Source organism: Streptomyces polyasparticus (assembly GCF_014493765.1).
GTDB classification, from domain to species: Bacteria; Actinomycetota; Actinomycetes; order Streptomycetales; family Streptomycetaceae; genus Streptomyces; species Streptomyces polyasparticus.
In genome coordinates this window covers 82128-105723 of sequence record NZ_JACTVJ010000029.1, presented here as the reverse complement: position 1 = coordinate 105723, position 23596 = coordinate 82128, and the positions used below count along the sequence as shown (strand labels likewise).

Annotated in this window: 28 protein-coding genes; 15 read left to right on the top strand and 13 right to left on the bottom strand. The window is 70.9% G+C overall.

Going from position 1 to position 23596, the window contains the following annotated elements:
• The first annotated feature begins 13 nt into the window (after positions 1-13).
• The 3 genes from H9Y04_RS40420 (at position 14) to H9Y04_RS40410 (ending at position 2280) form a co-directional block, all read left to right on the top strand.
• A complete protein-coding gene (locus H9Y04_RS40420; RefSeq protein ID WP_214662149.1) occupies positions 14-682 on the top strand; it encodes a uracil-DNA glycosylase in 669 nt (222 codons plus the stop codon).
• 168 nt (positions 683-850) lie between these two features.
• On the top strand, positions 851-1324 hold the full coding sequence (locus H9Y04_RS40415; RefSeq protein ID WP_187819232.1) for a hypothetical protein: 474 nt from the start codon (positions 851-853) through the stop codon (positions 1322-1324).
• A gap of 215 nt (positions 1325-1539) precedes the next feature.
• Positions 1540-2280, top strand: coding sequence for a dienelactone hydrolase family protein (locus H9Y04_RS40410; RefSeq protein WP_187819231.1), 741 nt, complete (start codon positions 1540-1542; stop codon positions 2278-2280).
• Positions 2281-2410: 130 nt separating this feature from the next.
• Here H9Y04_RS40410 and H9Y04_RS40405 read toward each other — a convergent pair whose 3' ends face one another.
• Together H9Y04_RS40405 and H9Y04_RS40400 are read right to left on the bottom strand one after the other, a co-directional pair.
• A complete protein-coding gene (locus tag H9Y04_RS40405) occupies positions 2411-2866 on the bottom strand; it encodes a hypothetical protein (RefSeq protein WP_214662132.1) in 456 nt (151 codons plus the stop codon).
• 74 nt (positions 2867-2940) lie between these two features.
• Entirely contained in the window at positions 2941-3528 is a 588-nt protein-coding gene (locus tag H9Y04_RS40400) for a TetR/AcrR family transcriptional regulator (protein WP_187819229.1), read from the bottom strand.
• A 119-nt stretch (positions 3529-3647) separates the two neighbouring features.
• Between H9Y04_RS40400 and H9Y04_RS40395 the strand changes: the two genes are divergently transcribed.
• Both H9Y04_RS40395 and H9Y04_RS40390 read left to right on the top strand, forming a co-directional pair.
• Positions 3648-4865 carry an FAD-dependent monooxygenase gene (locus tag H9Y04_RS40395; RefSeq protein ID WP_187819228.1) on the top strand — a complete coding sequence of 406 codons (1218 nt, stop codon included), beginning with the start codon at positions 3648-3650 and terminating at the stop codon, positions 4863-4865.
• Positions 4862-5767, top strand: coding sequence for a Gfo/Idh/MocA family protein (locus tag H9Y04_RS40390; protein WP_187819227.1), 906 nt, complete (start codon positions 4862-4864; stop codon positions 5765-5767). Before H9Y04_RS40395 ends, H9Y04_RS40390 begins: the two co-directional genes overlap by 4 nt.
• Here H9Y04_RS40390 and lnt read toward each other — a convergent pair.
• Positions 5691-7280, bottom strand: coding sequence for an apolipoprotein N-acyltransferase (gene lnt, locus H9Y04_RS40385; protein ID WP_187819226.1), 1590 nt, complete (start codon positions 7278-7280; stop codon positions 5691-5693). The two genes, H9Y04_RS40390 and lnt, sit on opposite strands and share 77 nt — an antisense overlap.
• Before the next feature lie 128 nt (positions 7281-7408).
• On the opposite strand from lnt, the gene H9Y04_RS40380 reads away from it, so the two are divergent.
• Complete coding sequence (locus H9Y04_RS40380; protein WP_187819225.1) at positions 7409-7960, top strand: hypothetical protein; 552 nt, start codon at positions 7409-7411, stop codon at positions 7958-7960.
• Between the two features lie 21 nt (positions 7961-7981).
• Here the strand turns inward: H9Y04_RS40380 and H9Y04_RS40375 are convergent, their stop codons facing one another.
• Positions 7982-8455 carry a nuclear transport factor 2 family protein gene (locus H9Y04_RS40375; protein ID WP_187819224.1) on the bottom strand — a complete coding sequence of 158 codons (474 nt, stop codon included), beginning with the start codon at positions 8453-8455 and terminating at the stop codon, positions 7982-7984.
• A gap of 75 nt (positions 8456-8530) precedes the next feature.
• Complete coding sequence (locus tag H9Y04_RS40370; protein WP_187819223.1) at positions 8531-9583, bottom strand: aldo/keto reductase; 1053 nt, start codon at positions 9581-9583, stop codon at positions 8531-8533.
• A 202-nt stretch (positions 9584-9785) separates the two neighbouring features.
• Here H9Y04_RS40370 and H9Y04_RS40365 point away from each other — a divergent pair, with 202 nt between their 5' ends.
• Complete coding sequence (locus H9Y04_RS40365) at positions 9786-10118, top strand: antibiotic biosynthesis monooxygenase (RefSeq protein ID WP_187819222.1); 333 nt, start codon at positions 9786-9788, stop codon at positions 10116-10118.
• 42 nt (positions 10119-10160) lie between these two features.
• Positions 10161-10877, top strand: a complete 717-nt coding sequence (locus H9Y04_RS40360) for an aminoglycoside phosphotransferase family protein (RefSeq protein WP_187819221.1) — start codon at positions 10161-10163, stop codon at positions 10875-10877.
• 57 nt (positions 10878-10934) lie between these two features.
• Here the strand turns inward: H9Y04_RS40360 and H9Y04_RS40355 are convergent, their stop codons facing one another.
• Positions 10935-11162, bottom strand: coding sequence for a hypothetical protein (locus H9Y04_RS40355; RefSeq protein ID WP_187819220.1), 228 nt, complete (start codon positions 11160-11162; stop codon positions 10935-10937).
• Positions 11163-11365: 203 nt separating this feature from the next.
• Here H9Y04_RS40355 and H9Y04_RS40350 point away from each other — a divergent pair, with 203 nt between their 5' ends.
• Positions 11366-12064, top strand: coding sequence for a VWA domain-containing protein (locus H9Y04_RS40350; RefSeq protein WP_187819219.1), 699 nt, complete (start codon positions 11366-11368; stop codon positions 12062-12064).
• 83 nt (positions 12065-12147) lie between these two features.
• Here the strand turns inward: H9Y04_RS40350 and H9Y04_RS40345 are convergent, their stop codons facing one another.
• The 3 genes from H9Y04_RS40345 to H9Y04_RS40335 form a co-directional block, all read right to left on the bottom strand.
• The gene (locus H9Y04_RS40345) at positions 12148-12414 is read right to left on the bottom strand and encodes a hypothetical protein (protein WP_187819218.1); all 267 of its coding nucleotides are present in this window, start codon (positions 12412-12414) and stop codon (positions 12148-12150) included.
• A 223-nt stretch (positions 12415-12637) separates the two neighbouring features.
• Entirely contained in the window at positions 12638-13513 is an 876-nt protein-coding gene (locus H9Y04_RS40340) for an undecaprenyl-diphosphate phosphatase (protein WP_187819217.1), read from the bottom strand.
• A 285-nt stretch (positions 13514-13798) separates the two neighbouring features.
• Positions 13799-14539: a TVP38/TMEM64 family protein gene (locus tag H9Y04_RS40335; RefSeq protein ID WP_187819216.1), complete on the bottom strand. Its 741-nt coding sequence runs from the start codon at positions 14537-14539 to the stop codon at positions 13799-13801.
• A 173-nt stretch (positions 14540-14712) separates the two neighbouring features.
• On the opposite strand from H9Y04_RS40335, the gene H9Y04_RS40330 reads away from it, so the two are divergent.
• Positions 14713-15456: a DNA alkylation repair protein gene (locus H9Y04_RS40330; protein WP_187819215.1), complete on the top strand. Its 744-nt coding sequence runs from the start codon at positions 14713-14715 to the stop codon at positions 15454-15456.
• 12 nt (positions 15457-15468) lie between these two features.
• Here H9Y04_RS40330 and H9Y04_RS40325 read toward each other — a convergent pair whose 3' ends face one another.
• Complete coding sequence (locus tag H9Y04_RS40325; RefSeq protein ID WP_187819214.1) at positions 15469-15822, bottom strand: VOC family protein; 354 nt, start codon at positions 15820-15822, stop codon at positions 15469-15471.
• A 70-nt stretch (positions 15823-15892) separates the two neighbouring features.
• Between H9Y04_RS40325 and H9Y04_RS40320 the strand changes: the two genes are divergently transcribed.
• A complete protein-coding gene (locus tag H9Y04_RS40320) occupies positions 15893-16075 on the top strand; it encodes a hypothetical protein (protein WP_187819213.1) in 183 nt (60 codons plus the stop codon).
• 155 nt (positions 16076-16230) lie between these two features.
• Positions 16231-17403 carry an elongation factor Tu gene (tuf, locus tag H9Y04_RS40315; RefSeq protein WP_187819212.1) on the top strand — a complete coding sequence of 391 codons (1173 nt, stop codon included), beginning with the start codon at positions 16231-16233 and terminating at the stop codon, positions 17401-17403.
• Between the two features lie 90 nt (positions 17404-17493).
• Here the strand turns inward: tuf and H9Y04_RS40310 are convergent, their stop codons facing one another.
• A complete protein-coding gene (locus H9Y04_RS40310; protein WP_187819211.1) occupies positions 17494-18408 on the bottom strand; it encodes a LysR family transcriptional regulator in 915 nt (304 codons plus the stop codon).
• Between the two features lie 73 nt (positions 18409-18481).
• On the opposite strand from H9Y04_RS40310, the gene H9Y04_RS48015 reads away from it, so the two are divergent.
• From H9Y04_RS48015 to H9Y04_RS40295, 3 genes are all read left to right on the top strand, one after another.
• Positions 18482-20014, top strand: coding sequence for an aminotransferase class I/II-fold pyridoxal phosphate-dependent enzyme (locus H9Y04_RS48015; protein WP_308801857.1), 1533 nt, complete (start codon positions 18482-18484; stop codon positions 20012-20014).
• An 80-nt stretch (positions 20015-20094) separates the two neighbouring features.
• Positions 20095-20718 carry a hypothetical protein gene (locus tag H9Y04_RS40300; RefSeq protein WP_187819210.1) on the top strand — a complete coding sequence of 208 codons (624 nt, stop codon included), beginning with the start codon at positions 20095-20097 and terminating at the stop codon, positions 20716-20718.
• A gap of 156 nt (positions 20719-20874) precedes the next feature.
• Entirely contained in the window at positions 20875-22362 is a 1488-nt protein-coding gene (locus H9Y04_RS40295; protein WP_187819209.1) for a multicopper oxidase family protein, read from the top strand.
• A gap of 80 nt (positions 22363-22442) precedes the next feature.
• Here the strand turns inward: H9Y04_RS40295 and H9Y04_RS40290 are convergent, their stop codons facing one another.
• Entirely contained in the window at positions 22443-22793 is a 351-nt protein-coding gene (locus tag H9Y04_RS40290; RefSeq protein ID WP_187819273.1) for an ArsR/SmtB family transcription factor, read from the bottom strand.
• Positions 22794-22952: 159 nt separating this feature from the next.
• Positions 22953-23516 carry a DinB family protein gene (locus H9Y04_RS40285; protein ID WP_438818213.1) on the bottom strand — a complete coding sequence of 188 codons (564 nt, stop codon included), beginning with the start codon at positions 23514-23516 and terminating at the stop codon, positions 22953-22955.
• Positions 23517-23596: the final 80 nt, after the last annotated feature.

Here is a 23596-nt window from a genome sequence, read left to right as displayed (position 1 = left end):
GGCCTACACCGCCATGATTCCCGAATCCTGGCAGGGCGTGCTCGGTGAGGAGCTCGACAAGCCCTACTTCAAGGAGCTTGTCGAGTTCGTCGAGGACGAGCGGGCGAAGGGGCCGGTGTACCCGCCGCGCGACGAGGTCTTCGCGGCGCTCGACGCGACGCCGTACGACAAGGTCAAGGTCCTGATCCTCGGTCAGGACCCGTACCACGGCGAGGGCCAGGGGCACGGGCTGTGCTTCTCGGTCCGCCCCGGGGTGAAGACCCCGCCCTCGCTGCGCAACATCTACAAGGAGATGCAGGCCGAGCTCGGCACCCCGATCCCGGACAACGGCTATCTGATGCCGTGGGCCGAGCAGGGCGTGCTGCTGCTCAATGCGGTGCTGACGGTGCGCGCAGGTGAGGCGAACTCGCACAAGGGCAAGGGCTGGGAGAAGTTCACGGACGCGGTGATCCGCGCCGTGGCCTCGCGCCCCGACCCGGCGGTCTTCGTGCTGTGGGGCAACTATGCGCAGAAGAAGCTCCCCTTGATCGACGAGTCCCGCCACATCGTCGTGAAGGGCGCGCACCCCTCGCCGCTGTCGGCGAAGAAGTTCTTCGGATCGCAGCCGTTCACGCAGATCAACGAGGCGATCGCGACCCAGGGGCACGAGGCGGTCGACTGGACGATCCCGAACCTGGGCTGAGGTCCTGCGGGGTCGGCCCGCAGCGGGTGTCCGCGATACCGGGCGGCGGGCCGTCGGGACCGCCGCCCGCGAAGCTTCCGGCGAGCCGCGCACTCGTGAGACGTGGATTGTCGGTGACGGCGGATAGCGTCATCGGCAGTTGATCGTCATACGAGTACGGAGGACCACGTGGCCGACCACGAGGAGCAAACGACGGCCGACCCGGTCATGGCCCGCGCCGGACAGGCCGTCATGCTGCACCACGGCGGTGACCGCGAGGAGGCCCGCAAGCGTCTGCTCGAACTGTGGGCCGAGGTCGGCGAGGACGGCGACGCGCTGCACCGCTGCACCATCGCGCACTACATGGCGGACACCCAGGACGATCCGGCCGACGAGCTGGCCTGGGATCTGCGGGCCCTGACGGCCGCGGACAGCCTCACGGACGAGCGGGTGGACAACCACCATGCGGGCCTGGCCGTCCGCGGCTTCTACCCCTCGCTCCACCTCAACCTGGCCGCGGACTACCACAAGCTCGGCCGCGACGACGAGGCCCGCGGCCACCTGCTCTCGGCGCAGAACTCCCTGGGCGCACTCGGCGACGACTCGTACGGGGACGGGATCCGGGCGGCGGTGCAGCGCCTGGGGGAGAAGCTCGGACTCTAGGGCGCCTGTCCTGTCCTGGTCGCGGGGGCGGGGGCGGGGGCGAAAACACTTTGGCGGACCGAGGCGGGCGCTGGTACCGTCCCGGAGGCCGTGCGAGAGAACGAGGAGGTGGTACCCGTGAACGCAGTATCGACATGGGTGCTCTCCTGCGGAGTCACGGTCGGGCGATAGGTCGTCCGGGAGCGCCGACATGAGCCCTCCCGAAAGGCACGACCGTGCACTTCACTTCTGAACAGCGTCTCGACGACGGCGTGCTCGAGCGCGCCTTCACCCTCGGCGACATCCCCGGGTTCCTGTGGACCCCTGCGTCCGCGACCGCCTCCGCACCGGCCCCGCTGATCCTGCTCGGGCACCCTCCGCTGGGGCTCGGCCGGATGTACCCCCGGCTGGTGGCGCGAGCCCGCAGCGCTGCCGCGGACGGATTCGCCGCGGCCACCATCGAGCTCCCCGGAGGCGGGGAGCGGCCGAGTCCGCCCGGCACCGAGGAGGCCCGCGCCGGGCTGCGCCGGGCACTGGAGGCCGGCGAGCGCGTCAGCGAGGAGATCATCGACGCGCTGATCCTCCCGCTGGTCGACCGGGCGGTCCCGGAGTGGCAGGCCGCCCTGGACGCGCTCCTCGAGCTCCCCGAGGTCAGCGGCCCGGTCGGCTATTCCGGCGGAGTGATCGCTCTCGGTGTCCGGCTCACGGTGGTCGAGCCGCGCATCGCGGCCGCCGGATTCTTCGCGGGCAGCTTCGTGCCGCGGGCCACGTTCGACGAGGCCCGCCGGATCGCCATTCCGCTGCACGTCCTGCTGCAGTGGGACGACGAGGGCAACGACCGGCAGGCGGCCCTCGACCTGTTCGACGCCTTCGGCTCGAAGGAGAAATCCCTGCACGCCAATATGGGTGGCCACACCGGCGTGCCCGCGCACGCGGGGGAGGACGGGGCGAGCTTCTTCGCGCGGCATCTGCGTTAGTGGTCCCTCGCGCGGCATCTGCGTTAGTGGTCCCTCGCGCGCCAGCTGCGCCAGCGGTCCCTCAAGCGGCATCTGCCTCAGCAGTTCCTCACGCGGCAGCTGCGCCGGCCGACGGCCATGACCGCCGGGCTCAACCCCCGTAGGCGCCCCGGCAGATCAGAGCCTGTGGGCTGTCCGCCGGCCAGCCGCCGTACTGCTCGCCGAGCGTGCACACGGCCGTCGAGGGCAGTGCCCCCGGCGGCTGTGCGCGCGGCAGGGCCGGTGCGGTGTCCGCGTGCGGTGCGGCGCCCGATTCCCGTACGGCATCGGGCGCCGCTTCCCGTACGGGAGCGGGCTCGGCGGCAGGCGTACGGACCACCCCGGGCGCCTGTGGGGCGCGCTCCTGCTCCTCGGCGCGCACGCGCTCCAGCGCCTCGTGCGCCGGGGCTTGCACGATCTGCGGCTCCGCATGGCCCTTGGCCGAGGGCGCCGCGGCCGGCCCCGACGGAGTGGTGGGCGGTGCGGCGGGAGACTTCACGGCGACACAGCCGGAGACGGCCGTGACCGTGAGGGAGAGGAGCAGCGCGGCTCGGGTCGTTCGATGCACTCGCGCAACTCTGCGGGTTCCGGCGCGGTTTGGGGAGCCGACCGGTGCAGGTTGCCCCACACGGGTGACGGAGCTCAGTGCCGGGCGAGCATGCCGCTCAGCAACTCGTCGATGCCCCGCGTGAGTTCCTCGTGCGTGGGCGCCGCCGCATGGAACGAGCCCGCGGCGCACGAGAACATCACGCCCTCGCACCAGGCCACGAGCGAGAGCGTGTGGCGCTCGGGGTCGGCCGAGCCCGCCGCCCGCAGCAGTGCCGTGACCGGTTCACGGAAGCGCCGGCCCGCCTCGTCGTAGAAGGTGCGCAGCTCGGGGCGGCGCGTGGCTTCGAGCGCCAGTTCGTAACGGGAGATCACGAGTTGGGGCTGCTGCGTCAGGTAGCGGTGCAGCGCGAGGGCGAGTCCGGCCGCGATCGAATCCGTCCCCGGTACGGGCATCTCCTCGGGCGTGAGCACCTGGGCCTCGCGCTCCGCCTGCCGTCGTACGGCCGTTTCGAGCAGAGCCAGGCGGGTGCGCGCGTGGTTCGACGTCGAGCCCTGCGGCAGTCCGGCCGCCTCGTCCACGGCGCGGTGCGTCAGGCCGCGCATCCCGCGTTCGGCGAGCAGGGCGAGTGCGGTGTCGGCGATGAGTTCGGCGCGCGGGGCGCCGGTGCTGCGAGCTGCCATGACGGCCACCCTACCGGCACTCACTACATGTGTAGTACGGTCGATCGCAGAAGGACTACAGGTGTAGTGCCGGGGTGGGCGGACCTGTCCATGCACCCCGGCCGACCGGAGGAGTTCCCATGCCCCGTGCCCTTGTCATCGGCGGCGGTATCGGCGGCCTGACCGCCGCCATCGCCCTGCACCAGCGCGGCTGGACCGTCACGGTCCTCGAACGCGCCGGGTCCCTCGAACCGGTGGGCGCGGGTATCGGACTCTCGCCGAACGCGCAGCGCGCCCTCGACGTCATCGGCCTCGGCGACCGCGTCCGTGACCTCGGCGCCTGGCAGGGCGAGGGCGGGATGCGCTCGCCGAGCGGGCGCTGGCTGGCGCGGACGGATGTGGCCGAGGTGGCCGACAGGTTCGGCGGTGCGCTGGTCGCCGTGCACCGGGCCGATCTCGTCGACGTCCTGGTCTCCGCCCTGCCCGACGGCGTGCTGCGCACCGCGAGCGCGGCCCGGCTCACCGATGCCGGAGGGCCGGACCGGCCGGCCGTCGTCCGCACCGACGACGGCGCGTACGAGGCCGAGCTGGTGGTCGGCGCCGACGGAGTGCGGTCCGGAGTGCGGGGTGTGCTCTTCCCGGACCATCCCGGGCCCGTGTACTCGGGTTACACCACCTGGCGCGTGGTGGTGCCGACTCCGCGGGAGCCGTTCGCGCCGCACGAGACCTGGGGCAGGGGCCGGATCTGGGGCACCCAGCCACTCAAGGGCGGGCGCACCTACGCCTATGCCGCCGCCCGCGCGCCCGAGGGCGAGCGGGCTCCCGAGGGTGAACTGGCCGCCCTGCACCGGCTGTTCGCAGGCTGGCACCACCCGGTCCCGGCGATCCTCGCCGCCGCGGACGCCGCACAGGTGCTGCGCCATGACGTGCACCACATGGCTACCGCGCTGCCCGCGTACCACCGCGGCCGGGTCGCCCTGGTGGGCGATGCCGCACACGCGATGGTGCCGATGCTCGGGCAGGGCGGCAACCAGGCCATCGAGGACGCCGTCGTCCTCGCCCACCACGCGGGCGACGCGCGGGACCCGCGCCTCGACCTCGCCGCGTACACCCGGGAGCGGCTGCCGCGCACCATGGGGATCGCGCGCCAGGCCGCGAGGACCGCACGCCTCGAAATGGTCGGCAGCGGCCCGCTCGTCCTGGCGCGCAACGCGCTGATCGCTACGGTCTCGCGGCTCGGCCCTAACCTGATGCTCAAGAGCTTCGAGTCCATCGCGGACTGGCGGCCGCCGCAGGCCACGTATGCTGCGAAAAGGCCGCCGGAGAGCCTGGCGCAGAGGCAGGGAGATTCATCGTGAAGGTCGGTTGCATCGGTCTGGGCGACATCGCACAGAAGGCCTACCTGCCGGTCCTGACCACCCTGCCCGACACCGAGCTGCACCTGCAGACGCGCAGCCCTGAGACCCTCGCGCGGGTCGGCGCCACCCACCGCGTCCCCGCCGAGCACCTGCACGCCGATCTCGACTCGCTGCTCGCCGTCGGCCTGGACGCCGCGTTCGTGCACGCGCCGACCGCCGTGCATCCCGAGATCGTGACGCGGCTCATCGAGGCCGGCGTCGCCACGTATGTCGACAAGCCGCTCGCCTACGAACTGGCCGACTCCGAGCGGCTCGTGGAGCTCGCCGAGGAGCGCGGTGTCTCGCTCGCGGTCGGCTTCAACCGGCGCCATGCACCCGGTTACGCGCAGTGCGCCGAGCACCCGCGCGAGCTGATCGTGCTGCAGAAGAACCGGGTCGGGCTGCCCGAGGACATCCGCACCATGGTGCTCGACGACTTCATCCACGTGGTCGACACCCTGCGCTTCCTGGCGCCCGGGCAGATCGACGACGTCACGGTGCGCGCCCGCGTCCAGGACGGCCTGATGCACCATGTCGTGCTGCAGCTCGCCGGCGACGGCTTCACGGCGCTCGGCATCATGAACCGGCTCAGCGGTTCGGCCGAGGAGATCCTCGAGGTCTCCGGCCAGGACACCAAGCGCGAGGTGCGCAACCTCGCCGAGATCGTCGACCACAAGGGCCAGCCGAGCGTGCGGCGCCGCGGCGACTGGGTGCCGGTGGCCCGCCAGCGCGGTATCGAGCAGGTCGTCCTCGCGTTCGTCGACGCGGTGCGGGCGGGCAAGCTGCTCAGCGCACGGGACGCACTGGCGACGCATGAGCTGTGCGAGCGGATCGTGCGGAGCGCGGCGGAGCAGGCTGCCTGAACGCCCGTACGCCCTCGAAGGCGAGCAGTACGGCGAGGACGCCGAGGGCGGCGTACACCGCCCAGTCCCCGAAGCGGACGAACGGGGTCGTGCCCGAGGTCAGCGGGATGTCGTACACGCCGGTGACGCGTTCCTCGGTGCCGAGTGCCTCGCCGATACGGGACCCGTCGGCGGCGTACACCGCGGAGACGCCGGTCAGCGTGGCGTGCACCATCGGGCGGCCGTTCTCGGCGGCACGCATCGCCGCGAGCGAGGCGTGCTGCTCGGGCGCCCAGCTGTCCTGGAAGGAGGACGTGGCCGACTGGGCGAGCAACAACTGGGCGCCGCGGCGCGTCAGTTGGCGGCTCATGTCGGGGAACGCGGACTCGAAGCAGACCAGCGGGCCCACCGTCCAGCCCTCGCCGATCGGCATCACCACGTGCGCCGTGCCCCGCCTGCGGTCCTCGCCGGCGGCCTCGCCGACCGAGGTCGCCCAGCCGAGCAGCGACCGTGCGGGCACGTACTCGCCGAAGGGGACGAGCCGCATCTTGTCGTAGCGCGCCCCGGTCGGACCCTCCGGGCCGACCAGGACCGAGGACTTGAAGATCCCGGGCTTGTCGGAACGCCGCGCGTCCACGTTCACGAGGATCTCCGCGCCCACCTCGCGCGAGAGGCGGGCGAGGCGGTCGGCGAGGTCCGTACGCGTGGCGAGATCGAAGCCGACGCTGCTCTCGCCCCAGACGACCAGATCCACGTCGCGGCCGACGAGGGTGCGCGTCAGGGCCTCCTCGCGGTCGAAACGGTTGCCGCTCAGGCCCACCCCGTTGCCGGTGCCGGGCTGGACGAGGGCCACCCGTACACGGCCGGCCTCTTCGGGACGCGGAGCCCAGGCCCAGACGGCGGTCGTGACGAGGGCCGCGACCACGATGCCGCCGACCGCGGGGAGCCGCGCGGGAGGATGGACGAGCAGCAGTGCCACGCCCGTGTTCACGGCGACGATCACCAGCGTGACCAGCCACACCCCGCCCACGGATGCGAGCCGCAGGGCGGGCTCCAGCTGCCACTGGCTGGACCCGAGCAGGCCCCACGGGCCGCCCAACCCCTCCCAGGAACGGACGAGTTCGGCGATCAGCCAGGCCGAGGGCACGACGGCCAGCGCGGCGGCAGCCCTCGTGCGGGACGGCGCGCCGCCGAGCAGATGCCGTACGAGCAGACCCCAGGGAAGCCAGAGCAGCCCGAGCAGCGCGGCGATGACGACCGTGAACACATGCAGATTCGGGGCGAGCCAGTGATGCATCGCGAGCATGAAGCCGGTCCCGCCCAGCCAGCCGTCCAGACCGGCCCGCCGGGCGCTCGGCGCGGAACGCACCAGCAGCAGCCACGGCACGAGCGCGACATAGGCGAACCACCACCAGTTCGGCTCGGGGAAGGCCGGCGCGGGCAGCGCCCCGGCCGCCACGGCGGCAAGGCCGCGCCACCAAGGGGAGCGCAACCTCCGCGCCCAGGACTCCCGCACACCCTCCGAGCCGCCCATACCGCGCCTCCCTCGCCCCCGGAGTTCCAGTGTGCGCTTTGCGGACGATCTCGGACAGAGTGCGTGGAGAGCGGGCGGGGTACGAGCCCCCTGGCTCGGGTACCCAGGGGTGCACCTAGTCTGTGGTCATGCTCCTGATCAACGGCGGTGAAGCCGCAGCCGACGCCCCTGACCTGCGCACGGGCGGTGTTCCCCTCGTCGCGGACGGATTCGTCTGGCCGCTGTGCCGCGAGTGCGAAGGGGCGCAGCAGTTCCTCGCCCATCTGCCGCTCGCCTTCGGGACGGTCTCGGTCTTCTTCTGCCAGAACGACCCCGGTATGTGCGACGAGTGGGATGCCACCGGCGGCGCCAACCGCGCCTTCCTGTTCCGGGGCGAACTCACCGCGGCCGCCGTTCCGTCCGAGGGCGAGACGCTGCTCGGCGCGGTCACGGCGCTGCGCACCCACCCGGCCGACGCGCCCACCGAGGAACGCGTTCTGGGGCGGCTCGGCGGCGAACCCGAGTGGATCCAGGGCGACGAGACCCCTGACTGCCCGTCCTGCGCCGGCCGTATGACGTTCACGGCCGAACTCGAAGAGGGCGCCGACTACGAGACCGCCGCCAACTTCGGCGGAGGCGGCCGCGGTTACGTCTTCCACTGCGAGCCCTGTGGCGAGGCCGCCTTTCTGTGGCAGACGTGACGCCGGTCTGCAGCCGGGGCGTCAGTCGAGGTCCGCGCGCGTGGGCGGCTTCATCCGGCGCCACTTCTCGTGCACGACGAGCTTCGAGATACGCCAACCCGCATACGTACGCCGGAAGGTGAAGGAGTAGCGCGCCCCGCACTCGAGGTCCGGCGGACCGCCGTCGTCGCCCATCCGCATCGGGTTGTACATGTCGGCCTGCGCCGTGGCCGTGTCGCCGGTGTTGCCGTCGAGGACCTCGAACCGGATCTTCCGGTTGACGATCAGATGCTGCCGCATCGCGAACAGCTGGAGCGTCTGCTCCAGCCACGCGGCCATCTCCCGCGCCGTGCCCTCCTCGCCGCCGGAGGAGGTGTAGTCGGCCCGCCCGTCCTGGGTGAAGATCCCGGGATACGCGGCCCATGCGCCGTCGTCGACGATGTTGGCGTAATCGGTGATCAGTGAGTCGATGGCCAGGCGGTCCATCAGATTCGAGAGATCCACGCGCTGCGTCATCGGGTCAGTCTCGGGGGCGGGGGTGCCGTAGCCAAGAGGCGTGCAGGGATCAAGTGGTCCGTGCGCGGGCCGGGTTCAGCCCGCGGCCGGCCGTTCGGCGGCCGGGCGGCGGCGCAGACGGGAGTCGGTCAGCGCCGGGGGCTGCCAGACGCCGTCGGCCCGGTAGAGGTCGGTGCCGGGGGCCACGATCTCGTCGATACGGTCGAGCGCGTCGTCGTCGAGCAGCAGTTCCGCGCCCTTGAGCAGTGAGGTGAGCTGGTCCATGGTGCGCGGACCGATGATCACCGACGTGACCGCGGGGTGGACGAGGGGGAACGCGACGGCGAGTTCGGGCAGTGTGCAGCCGATGTCGTCGGCGAGCGCGACGAGTTGCTCGACGGCCGCGAACTTGGCGGCGTTGCCCGGGATCCCGGGATCGAAGCGGTGGGGAGTCAGCTTGGCGCGCCCGGTGGTGAGGTCCACGGGCCGGCCCGCACGCTGCGCACCCGACAGGAAACCGGACGCGAGCGGCGACCAGGTGAGCACTCCCATGCCGAGGCGCTGCGCCGTGGGCAGCACGGCCCGCTCCACACCGCGGGCGAGCAGCGAGTACGGCGGCTGCTCGGTGCGCAGCCGCATCAGGCCGCGCCGCTCGGCGACATGGTGCGCCTCGACGAGGTCCTCGGCCGGGAAGGTGGAGCACCCGAAGGTCCGGATCTTTCCCGCCCGCACCAGGTCGGTGAGCACGGACAGCGTCTCCTCGACGTCCGTGGTGTGATCCGGCCGGTGCACCTGATAGAGGTCGATCCAGTCGGTGTCCAGCCGCCGCAGACTGTCCTCGACGGCCCTGACGATCCAACGCCGGGAGTTCCCGCTCCTGTTGCGCCCTTCCCCGAGCGGGAAGTGCACCTTCGTCGCGAGCACCACGTCGTCACGCCGCCCCTTGAGCGCCTTCCCCACGATCTCCTCGCACTCGCCGGCCGAGTACATGTCCGCGGTGTCCACGAAGTTGATCCCGGCGTCGAGGGCGGCGTGGATGATCCGCGCGCCGTCCTCGTGGTCGGCGTTCCCGACGGCACCGAACATCATCGTGCCGAGGCAGTGCGTACTGACCTCGATACCGGTCTTGCCGAGCACGCGGTAGCGCATGGTGGGGCTCCGTCGGGGTGGTGGGTGGTGTCAGGCGAGGCGAGGTGACTGGAGGCGTGGTGTCAGGCGAGGCGAGGTGACTGGAGGCGTGAGTCTAGGAGTTGGAGTGCACTCGATGGCAAGGGCTGCCGGAGGGCCGTGTCGGAGAGCAAGTTGCGATGAATGCGGGGGAGTTGTCGGACCTCGCCGGTAGCCTGGGCGGATGATCGTTCGAATCTGGCGGGGGTGGACCACACCCGAGAACGCCGACGCGTACGAGTCCGTCGTCAGCACCCAGGTCCTGCCCGCGATCGCCGCACGCAAGCTGTCCGGCTACCACGGCGCCTACCTGCTCAGACGGCCCCTGGCCGAGGGCGAGGTGGAGTTCTCCACGGTGATGTTCTTCGATTCCCTCGATGCCGTACGGCAGTTCGTCGGCGAGGACTACGAGGTCGCCCACGTACCGGCGGAGGCGCAGGCGGTCCTGGCCCGCTTCGACGCACGCTCTGCGCACTACGAGACCTTGCTGACGCCGGAGGATACGCGGCCGGAGTGATCACCGGTCACCGGTGGATCGGTGATCGGTAGGGTGCAGTCCATGGATACGGGGGAGTTGCTGGGCTCCGGCCGCTCGGCCGATGTGTTCGCGCTTGACGACCGGTGGGTGCTGCGCCGCTACCGGGGAGAGGGAGATGCCTCCCGTGAGGGCGCGTTCATGGCGTATCTCGCCGAGCGCGGGTATCCGGTGCCGAGGATCCGGGCCGCAGGCGCGGATGCGGGAGAGGCCGGGTCGCTGCGGCACACCGATCTGGTGATGGAGCGGCTGTCGGGTCCGTCGATGAGCGGGGCCCTGGGGCAGGGTGCGCTCAGCGCGTACGAGGGCGGGGTGATGCTGGCCGGTCTGCTGCGCCGGCTGCACGAGATCCCGGCCCGGCTCTCGCCGGACCCGGCGGACCGGGTGCTCCACCTCGACCTGCACCCGGACAATGTGATGCTGACCGCCGGTGGCCCGGTGGTGATCGACTGGGGCAACGTACAGGAGGGGCCGCCCGGGCTGGACTGGGCGATGTCCGCGCTGATTCTGGCGCAGGTGGCCGTCGTGCCCGGCGCGGAGTCCGCAGGGGCGCGGGCGGGGCTCGCGGCCCTGCTTGAGCACCGTGACCGCGCGATCGGCCTGGATGTCGGCGACTTGGGCTGCATGGAGCAGGCTCGGATGCGCAGGGCGGCCGATCCGAACCTGACGCGCCAGGAGATCGACGCACTCGACGAGGCAGTGGCGCTGGTGCGCGAGTTGGATGCGGCGGACGGCGGGTGAGGCCTCCCTGCGCCTGACGTCCGCCAGACGCAGGGAGGCCTCGACTCGGCTGGAGAATCACCAGTTGTAGACGATGTCCCCGTTGCTGTTGACCATCTTGAACGTGCCGTCGCCCTGGTCGATCACACACCCGAATCCGCCGTCGCCGGTCTCACCGCAGAAGGTGTCGGCCGAGGCCGGACCGGCTGCGGCCAACCCGCCGCCGGCGAACGCGGCGACTGCCGCGGCCGCGACGGCGAGCCGCTTGATCCGCCTGCGGCGGGGTGTGGTGGCGCTGTGCTGCATGGTGGCTCCTCACTGCCGGATAACTGCCGAACTGTTGAACTGCCGACGGGTGTCGGCCCTGGAAGTTCGGAGCGGCTGTCCGGCGGGATTGCCCCGGATTCCGCAGAAGTCGCCGAGCCGCCGTGGACGGTTGCCCCGCCGGTGCAACCGTCCGGCCGCCCCGGCGGTCATCCCTCTCACCGACACGTAAGGAGCGCATCCGCATGCCGATCGACTTCGAGAAGGTCCCGGCCGGCCTCGTCAGCCTGGTCAAGACGGCCGCCGTATCCCTGGAGAAGCAGGGACTCACGGGCCGGCGGGCCGCCGTCTACCTCGTACTGGACCGCTCGGGAAGCATGCGCAGGTACTACAAGGACGGCAGCATGCAGCACCTCGCCGAGCAGGCCCTCGGTCTCTCCGCGAACCTCGACGACGACGGCATCGTGCCCACCGTCTTCTTCGACACGGACGCCCACGCCGCCGTCGACATCAGCCTCGACCACTACCAGGGCCGCATCACCGAACTCCACGACGCGCTCGGGCACATGGGCACCACCAATTACGCCGCCGCCATGGAAGCCGTCATCGGCCACTACCTCGACAGCGGTGTCGAGGCACCCGCGTTCGTGCTCTTCCAGACCGACGGCTCCCCGGACTCGCGCCGCGCGGCTGAGAAGACCCTGTGCAAGGCGGCCGAGCTGCCGATCTTCTGGCAGTTCATCGGCTACGGGGACGACGAGTTCGGCTTCCTGCGCAAGCTCGACGACCTGGCCGTACCGAAGAAGCGCCTCGTCGACAACGCGGGCTTCTTCCCGGCGGGCAAGGACCCGAAGCTGATCCCGGACGGGGTCCTGTACGACCGCCTGATGGGGGAGTTCCCGGACTGGCTGCGGGCGGCATCGGCGGCGGGGGTCCTGCGCTGAGGTGGTGTGGGCCGGGGTCCTGCGCTGACGTGATGCGGGCGGGGGTCCTGCGCTGGACGTGGTGCGGGCGCGGCGGGCGCGTGTCAGTAGCCGGGCGGGACCCGGTCCTGCGGACCGTCGTCGACCCCCGGCAGGGCGTCCTCCTCCCGCAGCGCACTTTCGGCGACCGCCGGATCGGCCGAATCCGCCACGAGCTCCACGACGCTCAGCGTGCACTCCCACTTGCTCATCACGCCTTTGACCACCACCAGATACGTCTCCTGGCCGGCGAAGCGGTACACGTGCCGCCACTGCTCGATGATGTTCTTGCTCGGCAGATACGTGTGCACGAGGGCCCGCAGCTCCTCCACCGCCTGCCGCTTCGTCTCCCGCCCACGACAGACGAACTCCGTCCGATACGACTCACCTTGGTGAACCTGCGCAACCACACCCCAACGACCCACGCTCGCCCCCCTCGACGACGCCCATCATCCAGGGCTCGTGGCGCGATCCTCAAGAACGCGGAAGCGGCCCCCATGGTGGGGGCCGCTTCCGCGTGTGGTCGCTCGGGGCCGGGGCTTCGAACCGTCTGGCTCAGCCCGCCGACTCACCCGCATGCGGGCTCAGGACGCCCATCCCCACCAGGACGAACAGCACGATGCCGAGCACGACACGGTAGTAGACGAAGGGCATGAAGGACTTGGTCGAGATGAACTTCATGAACCAGGCGATGACGGCATAACCCACCACGAAAGCGATGATCGTCGCGAAGATCGTCGGGCCCCACGAGACGTGGCCGCCCTCGCCGGCGTCCTTCAGCTCGAAGAGGCCGGAGGCCAGGACCGCGGGGATCGCGAGGAGGAAGGAGTAGCGGGCCGCTGCCTCACGGGTGTAGCCCATGAGGAGGCCGCCGCTGATGGTGGCGCCCGAGCGGGAGACGCCGGGGATCAGGGCCATCGCCTGGCAGAAGCCGTAGATGAGGCCGTCCTTCACGCTCAGGTCCTTGAGCGTCTTGCGCTCCCTGACCGCGCGGTGCCGGCCGCCGGTTTCGTCGCGGGCCGCGAGGCGGTCGGCGATGCCGAGCACGATGCCCATCACGATCAGGGTGGTGGCGATCAGACGCAGATCGCGGAACGGTCCCTCGATCTGGTCCTTGAGCGTGACGCCGAGTACCCCGATCGGGATCGAGCCGACGATCACGAGCCAGCCCATCTGGGCGTCGTGGTCACTGCGCAGCGCCTTGTTCGTCAGCGAGCGGAACCACGCCGAGAGAATGCGGGCGATGTCCTTGCGGAAGTAGATCAGGACGGCGGTCTCGGTGCCGATCTGCGTGATCGCCGTGAACGCCGCACCCGGGTCGTGCCAGCCGGCGAACGCGGCCGTCAGGCGCAGATGTGCGCTGGAGGAGATCGGGAGGAACTCCGTGAGTCCCTGGACGAGTCCGAGGATCAGGGATTCGAACCAAGACATGTACTAAGCCGTCCAAGTACTGGTCTCGAGCCGACCGGCAAACTTGCGGGCCAGGCGCTGCGGGGGCTGTGGTCCTGGGCAGCCGTCGATCCCCGGGTATCGGGGTGAGGGTTCTCGGGTGATCATGCGGTTGCCCCGTGCAGCCTAGCGTCATCGGGTGGGCGCTCCGTGCGCGCCCCGGCGCTCACGCCGGACGGAGAGGCAGCTGACCGTCCCCGGGCTTGGACGGAGAGGCAGCTGACCGTGCCCAGGCCTGGACGGATAGGCCGCTGACCGTGCCCGGGCTCAGTGCCCGCGCAGACGGTGGCGCTTGCGCCAGGCGACTATCGCCCCGCCCAGCCCCGTCACGGCGATGAACCCCATCGCGATCAGGAACGCGGGCGAGGTGGGCGCCGAGGCCTGGCTGCCGGCGATGACATACGCGGCCGTATTGGGAATCGAGCCGAGCGCGGTCGCCAGAAGGAACGGAGTCACGCGCATACGCGAGACCGCCGCGCAGTAGTTCGCCGCCCAGAAGGGGATCCCCGGGAAGAGGCGCGCGGCGAGCATCGAGCGGAAGCCGTGCCGGCTGAGCTGCCCGTCGACGGCCTGGACGATCCGGCCGCGCAGCAGGGGGCGCAACGCGTCCTGGCCGAGGATGCGGCCGAGCCCGAAGGCGATGCCCGCCCCCAGGACCGTGCCGGCGATCGCTCCCACGAGCCCGGCCTGCGCGCCGAAGAGCGCACCGGCGGCGAGGTTCAGGAGCGGCCGGGGGACGAAGGCCGCCGTGCACACGCCGTACGCGACCGAGAACAGCACCACGGCCGCGGCGCCGCCGACCTGGGGCGGCCAGCCCTCGGCGAGCAGCCGCTGGGGTTCGAAGACGAGGACGCCGGCGCCCGCGGCGGCGAGCAGCAGGACGAGCAGCCCGAGCCGTGACCACGGCGAGAGCAGCGCCCTGCCGCAGCGCACGGCAAACGCCCGGTCGCCGGGGGCAGGCCGCGCGAGCGTGGCGCTCGTAGCAGCTCGTGTGACGGTGTCCGACATCCGGGGAGACTAACCGACAAACCTCACTGATCGCCGTAGTCTGCGTCTCACCTCTGTCTCAGTACTGCTGTGTTTCCGTACGGCACGGCCTGAGTCTGCGCGTCCGTCTCCGCCCACTGCTTCGTCTCTGACCTCGATTCCTCGCTGTTTCCTCGCTTCGTGGGGTGCGTCTCATGAGTGCTCGGCATGCCGCGGACGGCGCCGCGTCCGCTTCACCGTCGGTTCCGGCCAGTGCGCTGGCCGATCTCGTACTGGAACGCCTGGTCCCCACGTACGGGAAGGGTGCGGACGCGGCGCGTGCCGAGCAGATGGCCGCGTACATGAAAGGGGTCGCTCCCTTTCTCGGGATCGCGTCCCCCGAGCGCAAGGCGCTGTCCAAGATCGTGCTCGAAGGGCTGCCGCGGCCGGACGAGGCGGACTGCACAGCCGTCGCGCTGCGCGCCTGGCGGCTGCCGGAGCGCGAGTACCACTACTTCGCCGTCGACTATCTGCGGCGCCACGGCAAGCGCCTCTCGTCCGCCTTCCTTCCGGTCGCCCGGCATCTGGTCACCACACTTCCGTGGTGGGACACGGTCGACGCACTGGCCGTACATGTCGTCGGCGGCCTTGTGGCCGCGGATCCGCGGCTCGAGCGCGACATGGACGCGTGGATCGAGGACGACGACCTCTGGGTCGCGCGCACGGCGCTGCTGCACCAGCTGCGCTACAAGGACGCGACCGACCCCGACCGCCTCTTCGGCTACTGCCTGCGGCAGAGCGGGCATCCGGACTTCTTCATCCGCAAGGCGATCGGCTGGTGCCTTCGGGAGTACGCGAAGACGGACGCGCAGGCCGTACGGGACTTCGTGGCCGCCCATGAGCAGCGCCTGTCGCCGCTGTCGGTGCGCGAGGCGCTCAAGAACGTCGGGCGTCCATAGGCCTCAGTACGGTCAGTAGAACTGCGACAGGCAGAACTCATGCCCCTCGGGATCGGCCATGACCAGCACCACACCCTCCTCGTAGTCATGCCGCTCCCCGGTGAACGTGCCGCCGAGGGCGAGGACTTGGGCGACGCCCGCGTCGATGTCGTCCACCAGAACGTCCAAATGCAGCCGCACCTTGCCCTGCTGCGGCTCGGTCACCGGCTGGAACACCAGCCGCGGCTGCGGGTCGTCCACATGGCCGAGATAGATCCAGCCCGGCATCGACGGGCCTTTCGGCCGGTCGAGCAGGACGCTCCAGAACGCCGCGACGCGCTCCACGTCCAGACAGTCGACGGTCACTCCGACCCAACGGTTCGGCATGCCACTCCCCGGAATAGCTGCTGACGGTAATTCGTTGGACGTGGGTACGCCGACAGTAGAGGATCACAGCATGTTCCGGCAGACCTTCCTCGCAGCTACGCCCGCAGTCGCGGGCGCTGCTCGGGCTGCCGGTTGCCAGGCCGTTGCCGAGGATTCCCTCGCGCCTTTCTTCGCGGCCGCACTCGCGGCTGATCTCGCGGCCGCTCTCGCAGCCGATCTGTTCGTCGACGCCTTCGACGGCGTCCGAAGCTGACTCTCCCCGGACATTCCGGCGGACCCCGCAGGGGGAGGGTCGGTGTGATCCGAGGGGTCCCCGTCTTCCGCCGCCCTTCGCGGCAAACCGGCCGGCAACCGGTGCGGAGGACCATCAACTGCCCTGCACTGACAGGGAACCCAGAAGGACAAGCAATGTCCAAGACGGCATACGTGCGCACCAAGCCGCACCTCAACATCGGCACCATGGGCCACGTCGACCACGGCAAGACCACCCTCACCGCCGCGATCACGAAGGTGCTCGCCGAGCGCGGCAGCGGCACGTTCGTGCCCTTCGACCGGATCGACAAGGCTCCGGAGGAGGCCGCCCGCGGCATCACCATCAACATCGCGCACGTCGAGTACGAGACCGACACCCGGCACTACGCGCATGTCGACATGCCCGGCCACGCCGACTACATCAAGAACATGGTCACCGGCGCCGCCCAGCTCGACGGGGCGATCCTCGTCGTCTCCGCGGCCGACGGCATCATGCCGCAGACCGCCGAGCACGTCCTGCTCGCCCGCCAGGTCGGGGTCGACCACATCGTGGTCGCCCTCAACAAGGCCGACACGGGCGACGCGGAGCTGATCGAGCTCGTCGAGCTGGAGGTCCGCGACCTGCTCTCGCAGCACGGCTACGACGGGGACTCGGTCCCGGTCGTCCCGGTGTCCGGCCTCAAGGCCCTTGACGGCGACCCGCGTTGGACCGCCTCGATCGAGGCGCTGCTCGACGCGGTGGACACCTACGTCCCGATGCCGGAGCGGTACGTCGACGCACCGTTCCTGCTGCCCGTGGAGAACGTCCTGACCATCACGGGTCGCGGCACGGTCGTCACGGGTGCCATCGAGCGCGGCACCGTGCGCATGGGTGACCGTGTGCAAGTGCTCGGTGCGGAGGTCGAGTCGGTCGTGACGGGTCTGGAGACCTTCGGGAAGCCGATGGACGAGGCGCAGGCCGGTGACAACGTCGCCCTGCTGCTCCGCGGTGTCCCGCGCGACGCGGTCCGCCGCGGTCATGTGGTCGCGGCGCCCGGCAGCGTGCAGCCCGCGCGGCGGTTCACCGCGCAGGTGTACGTCCTGTCGGGTCGCGAGGGCGGCCGTACGACCCCGCTCACGACCGGGTACCGGCCGCAGTTCTACATCCGTACCGCGGACGTGGTCGGCGACGTCGACCTCGGTGAGGCGGCGGTCGCGCGTCCCGGGGACACCGTCACGATGACGGTCGAACTGGGCCGTGACGTCCCACTGGAGTCCGGCCTCGGCTTCGCGATCCGCGAGGGCGGGCGCACGGTCGGGGCGGGGACCGTGACCGAGGTCATCGGCTAGGCCCGTAGGGGCTGTTGCCCGGTCCGCGTACTGATGCGTCGGTGCGCGGATCGGGTGCGACCGTCGGCGCCTAGCACGTCCCCAGCCCGGTCAGTCGCTCCAGCGCCGCTGGATCGTGTGTGCCTGGGTGCGCAGATGCTCCACCAGCGTGGGGATGCTGCCGGCGGCGGAGGTGCGCAGCGCGGCGACGCTGACCTCGCGGGCGAGCGGCAGATCGGCGAGCTGACGGAGGACGACACCGCGGTGCGGTGTGCTCAGGGCGAGCCGCGGCACGAGGGCGATCCCCGCACCGGCGGCCACGAAGCCCTGCACGACGGCGTAGTCGTCGGTGCGCAGCGTGTACACGGGCTGGAAGGAGTGCTTGGCGCAGGCCCGCGACAGGGCGCGGTCGCAGGGGTCGCCCGGGTCGGCGGCCCCGATCCAGTCGTCGTTTTCGAGCTCCTCCAGCGGTACGTGGTCCCGGTCGGCGAACCGGTGGTTTCTCGGCAGCACGAGTTGGAGCGGGTCGCGCAGCAGAGCGTGCAGCTCGAACTCCTCGTCGAGATCCAGATGCTCACCGGGCTCGGAGAAGACGAGCGCCGCGTGCAGCTGCCGCGCCCTCAACCCCTTGAGCAGCATGGGCAGTTCGCCTTCGCTGAGCGTTACCCGTACGCCGGCCTGGAGCAGTGCCTTCACCGCCGGCGGCAGCAGCAGGGCGCCGGCAGTCGGGAACGTGCCGATGTGCACGGCATGCGTCCCCTGCTCGGCGAGGTCGCGGATCTCCTGCTCGGCGAGACGCAGCCGCTCCAGGACCGCCTCGGCGTGCGGCAGGAGACTGCTGCCCAGTTCGTTGAGCTCGGCTCCGCGCGGGCCGCGCTGCACGAGCCGATGCCCGAAGTGTGCTTCGAGCGCCGCCAGATGGTGCGTGATCGTGGGCTGGGAGTAGTGCAGCGCACGGGCCGCGGCGGCGAGTGAACCCTCGCGGGCGATGGCCTTGAGTACGTGCAGTTGGCGCAGCTCGAGCATATAGACAGTCTATGGAGCCCCCCAGGTATTTGATGTATTCCTCGATGGCCGGGCGCCTGCCACGCTCACCGGCGTGAACATCGCACCTCCCGCCTCACCCGCACCCATCGCTGCAGGTCACGGCACCGTCGCCGCGCAGCACCGCACTCCCTACGCCACAGCGCTCAAGGCCCATGCGGGCCGCAGCTGGCTCCGGCTGAACGTCCCCGGACACGCGGGCGACCCCGACCCCTTCGGGCACCTGGCCGCCCTCGTCGGCGATGCCCCCCTCCGGCTGGACTTCCCGCCGCTTCTGGAAGGAATCGACCTCGGTACGGGGTCGCCCCTGGAGGAGGCGCAGTCGCTCGCGGCGGAGGCCTGGGGTGCCCGTCGGACCTGGTTTCTGACGAACGGTGCCTCGCAGGGCAACCAGATCGCCTCGCTCGTCGCACCGGCCCTCGGCAGGACGCTCGTCGTCCAGCGCAGCGTGCATTCGAGCGTCATAGACGGGCTCGTCCTCTCGGGACTCGCGGCGCGGTTCGTGGCGCCGTCCGTCGATCCCGTACAGGGGATCGCCCACGGGATCACCGCGGACGACCTGGCCGAGGCGCTGGCCGAGCAGCCGGACACGGCGGCTGCGTACGTCGTGACGCCCAGCTATTTCGGCGCGGTCGCCGATGTGCGGGCCCTGGCGGACACCGCTCATGCCGCCGGGGTTCCGCTGTTCGTCGACGAGGCCTGGGGCTCGCATTTCGGATTCCACCCCGACCTGCCGTCCGGGGCGCTGGCCCAGGGTGCGGATCTGGTCGTCTCCAGCACGCACAAGCTGGGCGGCAGTCTCACGCAGTCCGCGATGCTGCACCTGGGGCACGGCCCGTTCGCCGACCGTCTCGAGCCGCTGATCGACCGGGCGTTCCGGATGGTGCAGTCGACGAGTGCCAGTGCCCTGCTGGCGGCGTCACTCGATGTGGCGCGTGCCGCCCTGGTGGGCAACAAGGAGGCGATCGGCGCATCGGTGGCGGCCGCCGACCGGGTGCGCGGCGCCATCCGCAGGCTGGGTAGGTTCTCGCTCGTCAGCGACACCTTCGACAGGTTCGGGGATGTCGTCGCCGCGGACCCGCTGCGTATAGCCGTCGACACCCGCGCGGGCGGTATCTCCGGACACGAGGCGCGCACTCTGCTGGCCAGGGACCATCAGGTGCTGGTCGAAGTGGCGACGGACGCGGCCGTCGTGGCCGTGATCGGCGCGGGCGCGGCCCCCGACACCGACCGCTTCATCGAGGCACTGCACTGTCTGCCGGCTCACCCCGCGCCGAGCACGGAGCGCGACCTGCCCCGCTTGTGGCTGCCGACCCCGGGCCCGGCGCGGATGACGGCACGCCAGGCGTTCCTGAGTCCGTCGTGCGCGGTCCCGGCGGAGAAGGCGGTGGGCATGATCGCCGCCGACACGCTGGCCGCGTATCCGCCGGGTATTCCGAATGTGCTGCCCGGCGAGGTGATCACCGAGCAGGTGGTCGGCTTCCTGCAGCGCACGGCCGCGGCACCCAACGGATACGTACGCGGGGCGATCGACGCGGACGTCTCACGCCTGCGTGTCGTCGATCCGGGTACTCCCGTGAACTCCTGAGCGGAGAAGGGGCCGTTGGTCCCGCCGGCGAGGGGAGAACGTCCGGCCGTGCGCGGGCGGCCGCTGGCTACGCTGGCGGGATGTTCGGTATGGGAGGGGTGGCCCTGGTGCGCGCGGCGGTGTTCTCCGTCCTGTGCGTCACTTTGGCGACCACCTCGCAGGTGTGGATGGCGCTGCCCGCGCCGGCCGTTGCGGGCGCCGTGGTGAGCGTGTTCGCCGTGGTGCTTCCGCTGGCGCGCCGCAGGCGGTCGTTCTGGCAGATCGCGGCCGTGCTCGTACCGCTTGAGCTCGTACTCGGGTTCGTGTTCACCGCGGGGCAGAGCATGTGCCATTCCGCGGGGGCCGTCCCGCTGAGTGCCTGCGAAGGCGCCGGAGTCGGACAGGCCCTCGCGGTGCACGGCCCCGCCGTGGCCGGCGGCCCTTGCCTGCTGCTTGCCGCGCATTTGGTGATCGGCGTCCTCGGGGCCTGGTGGCTGCACCAGGGGGAGCGCGAACTCGCCCGTGCCGTCCGCGAATTCACCCGGACGAATCTGCCCCCGCTGCTCGAACCGCTGCTGCGTCTGCTCCTGCGGCGACCCGCCGTCACCTTGCCTCAGGTCCGCAGGGACCGCCTCCACGCCCGGGACATCCCACCGCCCTCCTCGCACATCCCCCGGCATCAGCTGACCCGTCGCGGCCCGCCGCGACTTCTTCCGGCGCACTGACCATCCGGCCGTACGGCCTCGTCAGTGCTATGCCACCGCCACCTGATCCGCGGGCGTCGAGCCCTGTCCCGGTGAGCGGTGATCTCCCCACCACGCACCGCGGCCGAACCCGTCGGCCACGCGGCGCGCTTCGGCACACCGGAAGAAGACCCGCGCATGAGCACCAAGAAGACCACGCTTCACCAGACCCGCCGCGATCTCGCCGGCACTGCGGCGGTTCAAGCCGACGGCAAGAAGCGGACCGTGAAGCCACGAGGCCGACGACGTGTCGCCCTGGCCGTGGCCACGGTCACCGCGGCCACCGTCCTGTCGGCCTGCTCGACCGGTTCGAGCGGCTCGGCTGCGGGCGCACCGGACGCCGCAGCCGACCTGCCGCTGCCCGCCACCGACGCGTACAACATCACCAACAGCCCGTCGCACAAGGACATCGACCTGGCCATCGAGTCCCGGTCGATGCGCGTGGGCGGCAAGGAGATCAAGCGGTACGTGTACACGGACGCGGCCCGCCCCGAGACCGCTGCCCTCGGCGCCGGCCTGCCGATCGTCGTCGACGCGGGCGACACCGTCCGCCTCGACGTGGCCAACGGCACCGGCACCGCCACCAACATCCACTGGCACGGCATGAGCGTGCCCAACGAGCAGGACGGCCCCGGCCTCCTGATCGAACCCGGCACCGACCACACGTACAGCTTCAAGGCCGAGGCGGCGGGGACCTACTGGTACCACTCGCACGAACGGCCCGTGCGTGACCAGGTCGACGAGGGCATGTACGCGCCGTTCATCGTCCGCGATCCCGCCGACGCCGAGTACGACCTCGACCAGATCTTGGTCCTCGACGACTGGGTGGCCGGCGGCAACGTGGGACACATGGAGGTCGTCGGCGACGTCGACACCGTCAACGGGCGTACCGGCAAGGACATTTCCCCGCTCGCCCTGGCCACCGGGCAGATCGCCAAACTCCGCCTGATCAACGCGTCGTCCGCCAGGACCCAGGTGATGCGCTTCCCGGTCGGCGTGCGCGTGACCCACACCGACGGCGCGCCTCTGCCCGAGCCGTACACCACCCGCAGCCTGGAGATCGCGCCCGGCGAACGCTACGACGTCGAGCTGGCCATGACGGACAGTACGGACAAGAACCTCGCCATCACCAACGAACGCGACGCCGGCCTGCGCATCCCGATCACGTACACGGCCTCCGGCGCGAAGCCGGCCGCCTCGCCCTTCACACCGCCGCCCACGACCTCGCTCGCGCCGGGCCTGAACGCCAGGAACCCCGATGTCGAGATGACGCTCTCGGACGACATGGCGGGGATGTCGGGCCACCGCTGGACCATCAACGGCGAAGTCTTCCCGGAGACCGGGCGATTCGACCTGGAGCGCGGACGCACGTACAGGATCCGCTTCCGCAACGACGGCATGCACCGGATGGGTCACCCCATGCACCTGCACGGCGCCCACTTCCGCGTCCTGGACCACGACGGCACACCGGAGGACCGTGAGATCTGGAAGGACACGATCGACATTCCGTACGGGCAGTACGTGGACGTCGCCGTCACCTTCGACAAGCCCGGCGCCTGGATGGTCCACTGCCACATCCTCGACCACGAGGACGGGGGCATGATGACCACCGTCGACGTGCGCTGAACGAAAAGAAGACGGCCACCTTCCACCGTCGTCATGGCGCAATCCCTCGCGCCAGAAGGTGGCCGCCGATCAGGGGGCCCTCAGCCGGGCGGCTTCGCGTCGGGGGATGCGGCGCGCAGGTCGGCCAGGAGCTCGGCCTGCCCCGCCAGGACGCCGGACAGGATCGAGCGGGCGACCCTGAGCAGTTCGGCTACCTGGGGGCTCGTCAGCGAGTAGTAGACGTTCGATCCTTCTTTGCGCGTGGTGACGAGGTTCGCGCGGCGCAGCACCGCCAGCTGCTGTGAGAGGTGAGCGGGCTCGATGCCGACCTCGGGCAGCAGCTCCGCGACCGCGTGCTCCCCTTCGCTCAGCAGCTCGAGGACGCGGATCCGGGCCGGGTGGCCGAGCGTCTTGAAGAACTCGGCCTTCAGCTGGTACAGCGGCGCGCTCACCGTGCAGACCTCCTCGGCCTGTGCCGCAGCGGCCGGTCCTTGGCGCATCGCATCCACCCAAACGTGACTGACATGCGGTCCATCCTCGCGCGTGCGCGGAGCTTGACCAATCCGCGCACCGGGATCCCACCGCTCCGATTCCGGTCCTTGCATGCCGGGCTAGCCGGCGTAGGGGTTGCCGCCGAGCCAGGTGGTGCCGTCGATCAGTTCGCGCGCCGCGTCCAAGTGGCCGCTGTGACAGGCCACTTCGGTCAGTACGTGGATCAGGATGCGCCGCACGTCGGGCAGCCGCCAGGACGGCCAGATCTCCACGGGCCAGGCAGCGGGCTCCTGGTCGAGATCGGCGTCGGCGAGCACGGAATCCGCGCGGGCGATCGCCGTACGGTAGTCGGCGAAGACCTCGGCGGCGTTCATCCCGTCCGGTACGCACCAGTGCGCCTCGGTGCCTGCCAGGAGTTGTCCGGCCACATCCGGTTCGCCCGCGATCACACCGGCGAACCAGAATTGCTCCACATCCAGGGTGAGGTGGCGCACCAAGGCCAGGCAGCTCCAGCCGCTCGGCAGCATCGGCCGGCGCAGCTCCTCCTCGGTGAGCCCTTCGAGGATCCCGGCCACATGCTCCCGCTGGTGGTCCAGGGCGGCCTTGAGTGCGTCGAGTTCGACGCTCGCCGGACGGCTCGGAACACTGCGGCCGGTCTGTTCTGTCGTCACCGTCATCGTCATGGTCATCGCCATCCTGATCCTGGGTCGACGCAGGGCATGAACTTCGAGGGGGACCGGACGCTACACCGGGGGTACGACAA

Coding starts and splice junctions, on each gene's coding strand:
- H9Y04_RS40420 (WP_214662149.1), top strand. CDS start 14: ATGATTCCCGAATCCTGGCAGGGCGTGCTCGGTGAGGAGCTCGACAAG.
- H9Y04_RS40400 (WP_187819229.1), bottom strand. CDS start 3,528: ATGGCAGCTCGCAGCACCGGCGCCCCGCGCGCCGAACTCATCGCCGAC.
- H9Y04_RS40395 (WP_187819228.1), top strand. CDS start 3,648: ATGCCCCGTGCCCTTGTCATCGGCGGCGGTATCGGCGGCCTGACCGCC.
- lnt (WP_187819226.1), bottom strand. CDS start 7,280: ATGGGCGGCTCGGAGGGTGTGCGGGAGTCCTGGGCGCGGAGGTTGCGC.
- H9Y04_RS40380 (WP_187819225.1), top strand. CDS start 7,409: ATGCTCCTGATCAACGGCGGTGAAGCCGCAGCCGACGCCCCTGACCTG.
- H9Y04_RS40375 (WP_187819224.1), bottom strand. CDS start 8,455: ATGACGCAGCGCGTGGATCTCTCGAATCTGATGGACCGCCTGGCCATC.
- H9Y04_RS40370 (WP_187819223.1), bottom strand. CDS start 9,583: ATGCGCTACCGCGTGCTCGGCAAGACCGGTATCGAGGTCAGTACGCAC.
- H9Y04_RS40365 (WP_187819222.1), top strand. CDS start 9,786: ATGATCGTTCGAATCTGGCGGGGGTGGACCACACCCGAGAACGCCGAC.
- H9Y04_RS40360 (WP_187819221.1), top strand. CDS start 10,161: ATGGATACGGGGGAGTTGCTGGGCTCCGGCCGCTCGGCCGATGTGTTC.
- H9Y04_RS40355 (WP_187819220.1), bottom strand. CDS start 11,162: ATGCAGCACAGCGCCACCACACCCCGCCGCAGGCGGATCAAGCGGCTC.
- H9Y04_RS40350 (WP_187819219.1), top strand. CDS start 11,366: ATGCCGATCGACTTCGAGAAGGTCCCGGCCGGCCTCGTCAGCCTGGTC.
- H9Y04_RS40340 (WP_187819217.1), bottom strand. CDS start 13,513: ATGTCTTGGTTCGAATCCCTGATCCTCGGACTCGTCCAGGGACTCACG.
- H9Y04_RS40335 (WP_187819216.1), bottom strand. CDS start 14,539: ATGTCGGACACCGTCACACGAGCTGCTACGAGCGCCACGCTCGCGCGG.
- H9Y04_RS40330 (WP_187819215.1), top strand. CDS start 14,713: ATGAGTGCTCGGCATGCCGCGGACGGCGCCGCGTCCGCTTCACCGTCG.
- H9Y04_RS40325 (WP_187819214.1), bottom strand. CDS start 15,822: ATGCCGAACCGTTGGGTCGGAGTGACCGTCGACTGTCTGGACGTGGAG.
- H9Y04_RS40320 (WP_187819213.1), top strand. CDS start 15,893: ATGTTCCGGCAGACCTTCCTCGCAGCTACGCCCGCAGTCGCGGGCGCT.
- tuf (WP_187819212.1), top strand. CDS start 16,231: ATGTCCAAGACGGCATACGTGCGCACCAAGCCGCACCTCAACATCGGC.
- H9Y04_RS40310 (WP_187819211.1), bottom strand. CDS start 18,408: ATGCTCGAGCTGCGCCAACTGCACGTACTCAAGGCCATCGCCCGCGAG.
- H9Y04_RS40300 (WP_187819210.1), top strand. CDS start 20,095: ATGTTCGGTATGGGAGGGGTGGCCCTGGTGCGCGCGGCGGTGTTCTCC.
- H9Y04_RS40295 (WP_187819209.1), top strand. CDS start 20,875: ATGAGCACCAAGAAGACCACGCTTCACCAGACCCGCCGCGATCTCGCC.
- H9Y04_RS40285 (WP_438818213.1), bottom strand. CDS start 23,516: ATGACGATGACGGTGACGACAGAACAGACCGGCCGCAGTGTTCCGAGC.